The 11,531-nt window shown below is 75.3% G+C and carries 6 protein-coding genes; 3 read left to right on the forward strand and 3 right to left on the reverse strand.

Annotation, left to right across the window (positions count from 1 at the left end; all coding sequences use genetic code 11):
* Positions 1–72 precede the first annotated feature (72 nt).
* Both ASC99_RS09035 and ASC99_RS09040 read left to right on the forward strand, forming a co-directional pair.
* The gene (locus ASC99_RS09035) at positions 73–2,769 is read left to right on the forward strand and encodes a LuxR family transcriptional regulator (protein WP_082598193.1); all 2,697 of its coding nucleotides are present in this window, start codon (positions 73–75) and stop codon (positions 2,767–2,769) included.
* A gap of 193 nt (positions 2,770–2,962) precedes the next feature.
* Positions 2,963–3,919 (forward strand): polyprenyl synthetase family protein, encoded by a 957-nt coding sequence (locus ASC99_RS09040; RefSeq protein ID WP_235502599.1) that lies wholly within the window; start codon positions 2,963–2,965, stop codon positions 3,917–3,919.
* Between the two features lie 113 nt (positions 3,920–4,032).
* Here the strand turns inward: ASC99_RS09040 and ASC99_RS09045 are convergent, their stop codons facing one another.
* Positions 4,033–5,805, reverse strand: a complete 1,773-nt coding sequence (locus ASC99_RS09045; protein WP_057230146.1) for an AMP-binding protein — start codon at positions 5,803–5,805, stop codon at positions 4,033–4,035.
* Positions 5,802–6,386, reverse strand: a complete 585-nt coding sequence (locus tag ASC99_RS42080; RefSeq protein ID WP_369824222.1) for a LuxR C-terminal-related transcriptional regulator — start codon at positions 6,384–6,386, stop codon at positions 5,802–5,804. Before ASC99_RS42080 ends, ASC99_RS09045 begins: the two co-directional genes overlap by 4 nt.
* Before the next feature lie 1,748 nt (positions 6,387–8,134).
* Between ASC99_RS42080 and ASC99_RS09055 the strand changes: the two genes are divergently transcribed.
* Positions 8,135–8,722 (forward strand): HD family hydrolase, encoded by a 588-nt coding sequence (locus tag ASC99_RS09055; protein WP_235502598.1) that lies wholly within the window; start codon positions 8,135–8,137, stop codon positions 8,720–8,722.
* A 17-nt stretch (positions 8,723–8,739) separates the two neighbouring features.
* Here ASC99_RS09055 and ASC99_RS09060 read toward each other — a convergent pair whose 3' ends face one another.
* Entirely contained in the window at positions 8,740–11,379 is a 2,640-nt protein-coding gene (locus ASC99_RS09060; protein WP_057230148.1) for a BTAD domain-containing putative transcriptional regulator, read from the reverse strand.
* Between the last annotated feature and the right edge of the window lie 152 nt (positions 11,380–11,531).

An 11,531-nucleotide genomic window follows, 5' to 3' on the forward strand; every position in this document is an offset into this window, starting at 1 on the left:
GAAGTTGACTACATTCCCGCCGTTCGGCCGAATTCTCGGCGCTGTTTGTCATGCGGGAAAACGGGGGATCCAATGACGCTGATCGACCGTGAAGCAGAACTCGCCGCAATGGATTCAGCACTGGCCGGCACCGCCGCCGGCCAGGCCGGGATCGTCCTGGTCGAAGGGGCGGTGGGGTGCGGGAAGAGCGAACTCGCCGATGCCGTCGCGGACCGGGCCGAGGCCGCCGGGGCCACCGTGCTGCGGGCCCTGGGATCGGCGGCCGAGCGCGAGCTCCCGCTGGGAATCCTGCGCCAGCTGATCGCCTGCACACCACCCGGCGTGCTGCCCGAGCTCACCGGAGAGCCGGGCCGTGCCAACGTCGGTGCGATGCAGGCGTTCTCGGCCGCCGCCTGCGAACTCGCCGCCATGGCACCGGTGGTGATCGTGGTGGACGACGTGCACCACGCCGACGAGCAGTCCTGCGGCTACCTGCTGCACCTGGCCCGCACCACCCGCTGGGCGCGCATCCTGCTGGTGCTCACCGAGTCGGTGCACGAGCGCGGCGACGACCCGGTGTTCGGCACCGAGCTGCTCCGCCGCCCCAACTTCCAGCGGATCAGGCTGGAGCGGCTGAACGGCGCGGCGGTGGCCCGGCTGGTCGCCGAGCAGCTCGGCCCGGACGCGGCCGAGCGGCTGGCCGGCCGGTTCGCCGAGGCCACCGGCGGCAACCCGCTGCTGCTGCGCGCGATGGTCGAGGAGCACCGGGTCACCGGGGCGCAGGAGCCCGAGGTCGGCGGCGCGTACGCGCAGGCCGTGCTCACCTGCCTCTACCGGTGCGGCCCGGCGGTCCGCGAACTCGCCGAGGTGCTGGCGGTGTTGGACGACCTCGCCACCGCCGAACGCGCCGCCCGGCTGCTTGACCTGCCGCTGGCCACCGTGAACCGCGGCGTCCAGGCCCTCAGCGCGGCCGGCATCCTGGACGGCGCCCGGTTCCGCTACCCCGCCGCCCGGGCCGCCGTGCTCGAGTGGACCGACGACAGCGCGCGCACCGAGCTGCACCGCCGGGCCGCCGAACTCGCCCACCGGAGCGGCGTGCCGGCGCCGGTGCTGCACGAGGCGGCCGAACAGCTGCTGGCCGACGGTGCGGCCGAACGGGCCTGCGCCTGCCTTGAGTTGGCCGACCGGAGCGGCGCCGACGACGAACAGCGCGCCCAGTTCCGCACCATGCTGGCCGCGATCGCCGCGCGCTCCGACCCGGGCGCCGCCGAGCGGCACCTGGCCGGCCCGTTGGACCTGCTCAGGGCGGGCTCGCTGGCCCCGGCCCGGCTGGCCGCGCTGGCCCGGCTGCTGGCCACCCAGGGCCGGATCGACGAGGCGGCCGAGGTGCTGGAGCGGATCACCGCCCAGGACCCGTCGGCCCAGGACGGTGCCACCCGCGACGGTGCCAACCGCGATGCTGCCACCAGGCCCGGCCAGGGCGGCCGTTGGGCCGACCCGCTGGACGGCCTGTCCGCCTTCCCGCGGTGGACCGCCGCTCCGCCGGTGGAGCCGGGCGGGGTGCCGAGGCCGGTCCGGGCCGCCTCGCCGACCACCCTGTGGACCATCCCCGAGTACGCCGTCGACGGGTCGTCAGGGGCGGCCGCCGAGCTGTTCCTGCGCGGCGCGACGCTCTCCGAAGCCACCGTGGCCCCGATCGGCCAGGCCGTCCGGGCGCTGCTGCTCACCGAGGGCCCGGCCCGGGCGATGCCCTGGTGCCACCTGTACACCGAGGCGGCGATCCGGGCCGGCGCCCCCGGCTGGCAGGCGGCGTTCACCGCGCTGGGGGCCGAAGTCCTGCTGCGGCAGGGCGATCTGACCGGAGCGGAGAGCCGGGCGGCGGCTGCGATGGACCTGCTGCCGGAGCGTGGCGGCAGCGTCTTCGCGGCCGGTGTCTCGGCCACCCTGATCCGGGCCAGCACCGCGATGGGCCGGCACGACGCAGCCGCCCGCGAATTGGCCAGACCGCTGCCGGAGGGGCTGGCGGGCAGCTTCCAGGGGCTGGCCCACCTGCGCGCGCGTGGTCAGTACCACCTGGCCACCAACCGGTTCCACGCCGCACTCGGCGACTTCCTGCAGATCGGCCGCACCATGCGCCGGTGGGGTCTTGACCGACCGCTGTTGCTGCCCTGGCGGATCGGCGCCGCCGAGGCGCTGATCCAGCTCGGCGAGGCGCACCAGGCGGCCCGCTTCATCACCGACCAGCTCGGCTCCAAGGACGCCGCGCACCCGTGGGTGCACGGCATCTCGCTCCGGCTGAAGGCCGCCCTGAGCGAGCCCAAGGAGCGGCAGGTGCTGCTCGCCCGTGCGGTGGACGAGCTGCGCACGGTCGGCGACACGTACGAACTGGTGCTGGCGATGGCCGACTTCGGGCAGGTGCTGAAGGAGACCGGCGACAGCAACCGGGCCAACATGGTGAACCGGCGGGCCTGGCACCTGGCCGACGAGTGCGGGGCGCACGCCCTGCGCGAGCGGATCCTGCCCGGCCACACCGCGACGCCCGGCGCACCGGAGGGCGGCCGGACCGACGTCGGGTACGCCGAACTCGACGCCCGGCTCAGCGAGTCGGAGAAGCGGGTGGCGATGCTCGCGGTGCACGGGCACACCAACCGGGAGATCGCGATGAAGCTCTACATCACGATCAGCACGGTCGAACAGCACCTCACCCGGGTCTACCGGAAGTTGAACATCACCCGCCGGCAGCAGCTGCCGGTGGACCTGCACCTGCTCGGAGCCGCCGAGCACGCGTGACGCACGGTCAGGAGCCGGGCAGTGACAAGAGGATGGCAAGAAGATGTCGCGTCCATGCCATACATGGCCTGGATGGGACGATTCCCGGCCCTGAGGTTGGGAAGTGTGTCCTCCGGGGCCGGATCGCATTGTGGGCGGGCCGCCCGTTCGAGAGGCTTGGTGACAGACCCGAGCCGATCCAGGGAGGCACACCATGGCAACGCCGTTCCAGCTGTCCGACCCGGCCGTGCCCGAACTGCTCCGGGCCCGGATGCTGGACCGGGTGGAGGAACGGCTGCGCGGCCTGCTGGCCACCGAGCACTCCGCCACCCGGGTCGCCGACCCCAGGGCCGTCACCCCGATCCGGGCGCTGGCCGACCAGGTGACCGCGGGCGGTGAACGGACCAGGGCCACCCTGCTGCTGACCGGCTACCTGGCGGCCGGCGGCAGCCCGGCCGGCTCCCAGGTGATCGACGTGGCGGCCGCCCTGGAGCTGCTCGACGCCTGCCACCTGATCCGGGGCGACGTACGCGACAACGTCCCGCTCCGGCGCGGCATCCCGACCCCGCACGTCGGCCACGCCGCCGAGCACGAGCGGAACGGCTGGCGCGGCGAGTCCCGCCGGTTCGGCGAGGCCACCGCCACGCTGGCCGGCGACCTCGCGGTGGCCTACGCCGACCGCCTGGTGGGCGGGCTGCCGGGCGAGGCCCGGGCGATCTGGGACCAACTGCGGATCGCCCGGGTGCTCGGCGCGCACGCCGAGGCGGCCACCAGGACCGAGTACCTGGACGACCCCTGGCCGCTGGGCTGCCTGGAGGGCTGCACCCCCGGCTGCGCGGCCGGCTGGTACGCGGTCCGGGAGCCGCTGCTGCTCGGCGCCGCGCTGGCCGGCCGGCCCGACCTGGCGGACGAGTACCGGGACTACGCCGGGCGGCTGCACGCGGCCTGGCGGCTGCGGGGCTTCCTGGACAGCGGGGCGGCGAGTGACTGGCACGCCCGGATGCTCTGCGAGATTCTGCTCGGTCGAGAGGAGAAGGACCGCACCGAGGACCTCATCATGCGGCTGGTGAACGAGGCCGACCTGGCGGTGGCCGAAGCTCCGCTGCGGTCCGGCTGGCACCGTGAACTGGTCAACCTGGCCGCTCGGTTGGTCCTGGCGGGCGGCTGGTGAGCTCCGCTGCGCCTTCTGCAGGGCGCCAGGTTGCACTATCCAGGGGCTCGGGGAACTGCGAGGAGATCTGGCGCCGGGGTCACTGCGAAAGTGCCTGACCATTTACGGACGGATCACCTTTCCGAGGCTGGCGTCGCAGTTCCCCGAGCCCCTGACCGTAGATGCTGGGAGGGGGGTCTGGGGGCTCCCGGGCGGAGCCGGTCGAGCCAGCTTCGGAGGGCGTCCGACCGTAGGCCGCCGTGCACGTCCCGGGGTAGCGAGCCCGCCAGTTCCAGCCGGGTGGGCAGGAACGCCTCGGCCAGCCCACGGGCCGTCAGATGCCTGCGCAGCTCCGGCAGTCCGGGTGGGTCGGCCCCGGCTGCCGGGACCACCACTACGCAGGTCAGTTCGCCGTGTTCGGGGTCCGGGTAGCCGACCACGGCGGCCTCCCGGACCGCCGGGTGTGCCAGCAGCCCGTCCTCCAGCTCGGCCACCGGAACGAGGAAGATCGCACCGGTCCGGTGGCCGGCCCACTGCACCACCTGGATACCGCCGAGACCGTCCGCCCTGGCCAGGTCCCCGGTGTCCAGCCAGCCTTCGTCCTGCTCCCAGGGCAGCCGGAGCGCGTCGGCGCCGTGCGGCCAGCAGGCCAGGCTGACCGACGGGCCGCGCACCCGGAGCCGTTCGACGGCGGGATCGCCCGGGGGCCGGGGCAGCTCCGACAGCGGCGAGAGCTCCAGGCCCGGTAGCGGACGGCCGTCGCTCTCGGCGCTGCGCTCGGCCGGGGTCTCGCCCCGGGCCACCGTGCCGAGACCCACCTCGGGTGAGCCCCAGACGCCGACCGCCGGTGCGCCGAACGCGCCGGGCAGTTCGGCCAGCAGGGCGGCCGGGGTCCTGGTCCGCCCGCCGGAGAGCAGCAGCCGCAGGGTCTCGGGCCGCCGGGGCGCGCGCCGCTGCGCGGCCAGCAGCTCGGCCCAGTAGACGGGTGCCGCGTACGCCCGGGTGACCCCGGCCTGCTCCAGCAGGTCGAGGCAGCTGTCCGGGTCCCAGACGTCCTGGAACACCGCGGTGCCGCCGACGGCCGGCGGCCAGTACACGGTGAACAGCAGCGAGGCCAGCGAGGTCAGCGGCAGCGCCGAGTAGACCACCTCGCCCGGCTCCGGGCCGAGGCCGGGCGCCCGCTGCTGTGAACGCAGGCCCGCGTACAGGGTGTTGGGGGTGTGCAGGGCCGAGGTGTAGCTGTCGCCCAGGCCCATCACGGTGACCGCCAGCGCGGTCCGGTCCGGGTCGGTGCGGAACGGGCTGCCGCCGGACGGCAGTTGTTCGTGCGGGGTGTGCAGGAAGTACTCGGTGAAGTCCACCGCGCCGGTCGCGGCGGCGTCGCCGATCACCACCCGGTGGCGCAACCAGGGCAGCCGGTGGGCCAGTTCGGCCAGCGCCTCGGCATGGCCGAAGCCCTCCCAGGCGTCCGGCACCACGCAGATCCGGGCCCGCAGATCGCCGAGCACCCGCTCCAGGCCGTGCGCCCGCAGGGTGGGCAGCACGGGCACCGCGACCGCGCCGATCCGCAGACAGGCCAGGGTGAGCGCGGAGGCCTCCCACCAGCTGGGCAGCTGGAAGGCGACCGGATCGCCCGGGCCCAGACCGAGCGAGCGCAGCGCCCCGGCGAACCGGTCCACGTAGCAGGCCAGTTGGCCGTAGTCGACGGTGACGATCCGATGGCCGGACGGACGGTGTGCGCGGTGCGAGACGATCGCGGGCCGGTCGGGTGCGGTGGCCGCCACCCGGTACAGGTCGTGCAGGAAGGTCTCGTCGCGCCACCACCCGGCCGCCCGGTGCGCGGTCGCCTGCGCGAGCGGCGGCTGGGCGGCGGCGAACAGCGCGGCCGGGCCGGCGAGCCGGCTCATGACCAGCGGCCGATCGACCAGGCGACCTGGACCCGGGAGGCGCAGCCGAGCCGCCGCATCACCTGCCGGACGTGGTTGACCACGGTCCACTCGGAGAGCGCCAGCCGGGCCGCGATCTGCCGGTTGGTCAGCCCCTCCGCGACCAGCATCGCCACCTGCAGCTGGCGGGCCGTCAGCGGTTGGCCGCCCGCCGGGCCCGGTGCGGCGGCGCGCCGGGCCGGGTCCGGTGCGGCCAGCGCCTCGGCGACGGCGGCGGCCGGTGACAGCCGCCGTCCCTCCGCCCAGGCGACCGCGAAGCCGTGCGGGCGCAGCCGGTCGCGCAGTCCGTCCAGGGCGTCGTCCAGCTCGGCCCGGCGCCGTCCGTCCAGCGCGCTGCCCAGCTCGTCCCGGAGCGTCTCGGCGGCGGCCAGCAGGCCGGTGGCGCGTGGCTGCTGGACGGGGGTTGCACGCAGCAGATGGAGTGCGAAGTCCTCGAGTGCGGCGGGCAGTTCGGTCCGTTCGCCGATCGTCCCGTAGAGCCGCAGGCACTCCCGGAGCGCCTGCCCGGCCGCGGTCGGCTCCTCCGCCGTACGGGCCAGCATGCCCAGTGCCCCGGCCAGCGCCCGGGCGTCGCCGATCCGCCGGGCCGCAGCCACCGCCCGGTCGAGCGTCTCGGCGGCCCGCTGCCGCTCGCCCCGGGCCAGCAGCACCCTGGCCAGCTCGGTCCCGGCCTCGACGGCAGCCCCGGCGGCGCCGAGCGACTCCAGCGTCTCCAGTGCGGGGCCGAGCGCCGACTCGGCCCCGGCCAGGTCGTCCAGGCGGCGCAGCGCTCCGCCGAGCCGGGCCGCCAATAGGGCGTTCAGCCTGCGATCGCCCAGCGGTCGGGCCAGCGCCAAGGCCGCCCGCTGCCGGGCGGCCGCCCCGGCCGGATCGCCGAGCGCCGCCGCGAAAGCGCCGGACAGCTCCAGCAGCCGGGCCCGGACGGGCTCCGGGACCGCCTCGGTGGCCGCCCGGTCGGCCCGGGCCAGGCCCTCGCGCAGGTGACCCCGGGTCAGCCAGGGCAGCCGGCAGGCGAGCAGCACGGCGGCGGTCGCCTCGGGCTCGCCCCGCTCCCGCAGCCGGTCCAACGTGGCCAGCACGTTGGCGTGTTCGGCCTGGACGGCGTCCAGCCAGCGGCTCTGTTCGGTGCCGGACAGCCGGGGTTCGGCGGCGGCCAGCAGCCGTCGGCACTCCGCCGTCTGCCGGTCCAGCGCGGTCTGCTCCCGGCCGCCGTCGGCCAGCGCGGCCCTGGCGTACGAGCGGATCGGCTCCGGCACGGTGAGCCGGGGGTGCCCGGGCAGGGTCGGCAGCTGGACCACCAGGCCGCGGTCGAGCAGGACATCCAGGTCGGCCGGGCCCAGACGTTCGGCCGTGGCGGCCGTGAACCCACCGGGGAAGCAGGCGAGTTGTTCGAGCAGCTCGCTCGGCTCCGGGCCCAGACCACGGCAGCTCCAGGCGGCCAGTGCGGTCAGCGAGCGGTGCCGTTCGGGGGCGTCGAACGGACCGCCGCCGAGGGCGACCCCACGGCGGCGCAGCCGGTCCAGCAGGTCGTGCGGGGTGTGCAGGCGCAGCTGGCGGGCGGCCAACTCCAGGGCGAGCGGCAGCCCTTCGAGCAGCCCGCAGAGTTCGGCGACCGCGCGGGCGTTCTCGGCGGTGAGGGCGAACGCCGGGTTGGCCTCCCGGGCCCGGCGGACGAACAGCTCGACCGAGGCCACCTCGCGCAGTTCCTCGGGATCGTCGCCCGCCGGTGGCACCGGCAGCGGCGCCACCGGGAAGAGCCGCTCGCCGTACACCCGGAGCGGCTGCTGACCGGTCGCCAGTACCACCAACCGGTCGTCCCGGCAGAGCAGTTCGGCGACGGCGGTGCCGAGCGGCCCGCCGTGGTGCTCGCAGCCGTCCAGCACCAGCAGCCGCCGGTCGCCCTCGCGACTGAGGGGACGCACCGCCTCGGCCACCGCGTCCGCAGGCGACCCGGCTTCACTCAGGTCCGCGTACCCCGGCTCGCCGAACAGCTCGGCCAACTCCGGCCGGACGGCCCGTACCAGCCCGCTCTTGCCGACCCCACCCGGGCCGGTGAGGGTCAGCAGCCGGACCGACGGGTCGCGCAAGCGCCCGACCAGCGCCAGCCGCTCCCACTCCCGCCCGACCAGCTCGACGGCCTGCCACGCCCCGACCGCCACCTGCGAGACCGCCATCGTCGCCCCCTGTCCGAAGTCCACCCTCCAGACTGGGCGCAGCCGCTAAAGCCCGGCTGAAGCGGCGAGGTGCACTACCGTCGGAAGGTCAACTGACGGCTACTCAGGAGGACCGCGTGGAGCACCAGCTCGTCGATGCGGAAGCGACAGGCATCGCCCACCTGATGTTCGAGGCCGGCTCACTGCGCGGACTGCCTCGCACCGGGTGGCGCCAGGACGGAATCCCACTGTCCGCCACCGAGACCGTTGCCGAACACAGCCACCGCACGGCCGTCATCGGTGCGATCCTCGCCGCCCTGGAGAGTGCCGACCCAGCTCGCACCACCCTGCTCTGCACCCTCCACGACATCCCCGAAGCACGCACCGGCGACCTCACGCCCCTCACCAAGCGGTACGTCACTGCCGCCGATCCCCGGAAGGTGATCGCCGATCAGACCACGAACGCCCACCCGGCCGTCCAGGGACTCTTCGCCGACGCCATCGCCGAGTTCGAGGACGGCACAACCCCGGAAGCACGCTGCGCCCGGGACGCCGACAAACTCGACTGCCTGTTGCGCGCCCTGGAGTACCGGGCCGGCGGCGTTCCAGCGGTCCAGGGCAAGATCGACCGGTGCCGCGCGGCACTCACCACCGCCGCTGCCCGACAGATCGCCGACGCCGCACTGCGGCTCGCCCCCTCCGACTGGCAGTACGCCCAAGCCTGAGGCGTGGTGACGGGTGGTCAGACCAGCGCCGGGGTGAGCGGTGCCGGGCTGCGCAGGCGCCAGACGCCGGGGCGGATCTCCAGGCAGCCGGCCGGGTCGTCGTCCGGGTCGTGCAGTCGGCGCAGGGCGCGCCTGGCATGGGCCTCCAGGCGGCGGTCGCGCAGGATCTGGGCGATCTCCAGGCACTCGGTGAACCGGGAACGCGCCGCGGTCGGGCCGTCCGCCAGCAGCGCGGCCAGTGCCAGGGCCCGGAGCACGTGGTAGCGCTCCCGGGGCAGGCCGGGCGGCAGCGCGGCGAGTGCGGAGGTGAGCAGCGCGGTGGCCTCGGCGACCTCGCCGCCGTCCAGCCAGAGGTCGGCCAGCCCGACCAGGGCCCGGCTCCTGGCGACCTGGTCGGCGCAGTCCTCCGCCACCCGCCGGGCCGCCTCGTAGTGGTCCCTGGCCTCCGCCGTCCGCCGGTGCTGCCAGGCCAGATCGCCCAGCGAGCCGAGCAGCCGCGCCTCGCCCGAGCGGTCGCCGAGCTGCCGGGCGGCGTCCAGGGCGAGGGTGTGGGTCTGTTCCCAGGCCCGCCACCGCGCGTGCGACTCCAGATGGCCGGTCAGCGCGGTCGTCAGCCGTACGGTCTGCTCCCAGAGCCCGGCCAGGTAGGCCTGCCGGACCACCTGGGTGAGCGGGCCGAGCTCCCGGGCGAACCAGTCGGACGGTGCGTCACCGCCGGTGGCCCGGACCATCCGGACGCCCGCCTGACGCGGATTCAGCACGGCGTCCACCTCCTCGGCGGCCCGGACGTAGGCGTCGCACAGTCTCCTGGTCGCCGCCCGTACGGTGTCCTCGCCCTCCTCCTCGGCGAGCCGCTCGGCGGCCAGCAGCCGGAGCAGCTCGGGCAGGCGGTACCGGCCGGGCTGCGGACCGTCGTGGTCGGCGGCCAGCAGGTGGTCGTCGACCAGGGCGTCCAGCAGCCGGGCGGTGCCGACCGGGGTGCGCCGGTCGTGCGGGTCGAGGCCGAGCACCGCGCTCACCGCCCACGGCTCGAAGTGGTCGGGCAGCAGGGCGAGCAGCCGGAAGGTCCGGCGTTCGGTCCGGTCGGCGTCCTGGTAGGCGGACAGCAGCCGCTCCCGGACGTCGAGTCCGCCGATCCGGAGCTCGGACAGCCGCGAGCGCCGGTCGCGCAGCCGGGTGGCCAGCGACTCGGCGGACCAGTGCGGCCGTGCGTTCAACTGCGCGGTGCCGACCCGGATGGCGAGCGGCAACCCGCCGCAGAGCTCGAGCAGTTCGGCCACCGCGGCCGGGTTCTCGGCGGCCCTGGCCGGTCCGGCGGCCGCCTCGAACACGGCCAGGGCCGCGCGCGGGTCGAGCACGTCCAGGACCAGCGGGTGCACCCCGTCCAGCCCGGCGGGCAGCCGACGGCCGGTGACGATCGCGCTGCTGCCCGCCGAGGTGGGAAGCAGCTGGCGCAGCTGGGCCTCCGAACTGACGTTGTCCAGCACGAGCAACAGCCGCCGCCCGGCCAGCAGTTGCTGCAGGGCCTCCTGGAGGTCGGCCGGGTCGCTGCCGACCGGCACCGGTGCGCCCGCACGGCGCAGCAACGCCGAGATGGCCGCCGCCGGTTCGAGCCGTCGGCCCGGCTCGGGCCGGAGGTCGAGGAAGAGCTGACCGTGCGGGAACGCGTCGGCGCTGTGGTGGGCGGCGGCCACCGCGAGCGCCGTCTTGCCCACCCCGGGCTGACCGGCGAGCGCCACGAAGGCCCCGGGCGGGGCCGCCCGCAACAGCCGGTCGATCTCGGCCAGTTCGTCCTCCCGGCCGGTGAACGCCGGGTCGGCGGGCGGGAGTCCGTGCACCACCGGCAGCTCGGCGAGCGACCCGAGCGCCCCGAGCGACCCGAGCGCCCGGCGCTCACCGGCGGGTTCGGGGGCGGCCAGCCGTCGGTCGCCGGCCAGGATGCGCTGGTGCAGTTGCTGCACCGGTGCGCCCGGTTCGATCGCCAGCTCGTTCACCAGGGTGCGCCGCAGTGCACCGTACGCCCGGAGCGCCTCGGCCTGCCGGCCGGCCCGGTAGAGCGCCAGCATCAGCTGGCCGTGTAGCTCCTCGCGGAGCGGGAACTCCTCGACCAGGGCACGGAGTTCGGGGATCAGGTCGCGGTGCCGGCCGAGCTGGAGGTCGGCCAGGATGCGCTGCTCCAGCGCAGCATTCCTGGCCTCCAGCAGCCGGACCGACGCCGCGTCCAGCATCGGCCCGTGCGGAGTGTCACCGAGCAGCGGCCCGCGCCAGAGCGCGAGCGCCCGGCCCTGCAACTCGGCGGCGGCGGCGTGGTCGCCCGCCTCCAGCGCCTCCCGGCCGCGCTGGTAGAGGCCCTCGAAGGTGGTCAGGTCGAGCTGGTCGGCGTCGATCCGGATCCGGTAGCCCCGAGGCTGGGTGAGCAGGACGTGGGCGCCGTCCTCGGGAGCAGCCCGGCGGAAGATCTTGCGCAGCTGGGAGACGTAGACCTGGAGCGTGGTGGTCGCGGTGCGCGGCGGGTCGTCCTGCCAGAGCTCGTCGATCAGGCTGTCGACCGAGACCGTCCCGTTCGCGTTGACCAGCAGGGCGCCGAGCACGCCCCGGACCTTGGCCGCGCCGGGGGTGTACGAGACACCGGGCCCGGCCGTCCCCTCGATCTCCAAGGGTCCCAGGATCCTGAACCTCAGTCCGCTCATGCCCACGCCTCGATTCGCCCGGCGCGTGCCCGGCACGACGCAGCTCTCCCGTTGGTCCGCTCGTTGCGCTCGCTCACTTCCGCCCCCGTGGCCGGTCCTGGTGTCGGTGGACTCTCCGA

This window comes from Kitasatospora sp. Root107, from assembly GCF_001424875.1.
GTDB lineage: Bacteria > Actinomycetota > Actinomycetes > Streptomycetales > Streptomycetaceae > Kitasatospora.

Coding starts and splice junctions, on each gene's coding strand:
- ASC99_RS09035 (WP_082598193.1), top strand. CDS start 73: ATGACGCTGATCGACCGTGAAGCAGAACTCGCCGCAATGGATTCAGCA.
- ASC99_RS09040 (WP_235502599.1), top strand. CDS start 2,963: ATGGCAACGCCGTTCCAGCTGTCCGACCCGGCCGTGCCCGAACTGCTC.
- ASC99_RS09045 (WP_057230146.1), bottom strand. CDS start 5,805: ATGAGCCGGCTCGCCGGCCCGGCCGCGCTGTTCGCCGCCGCCCAGCCG.
- ASC99_RS42080 (WP_369824222.1), bottom strand. CDS start 6,386: ATGCTGGCCCGTACGGCGGAGGAGCCGACCGCGGCCGGGCAGGCGCTC.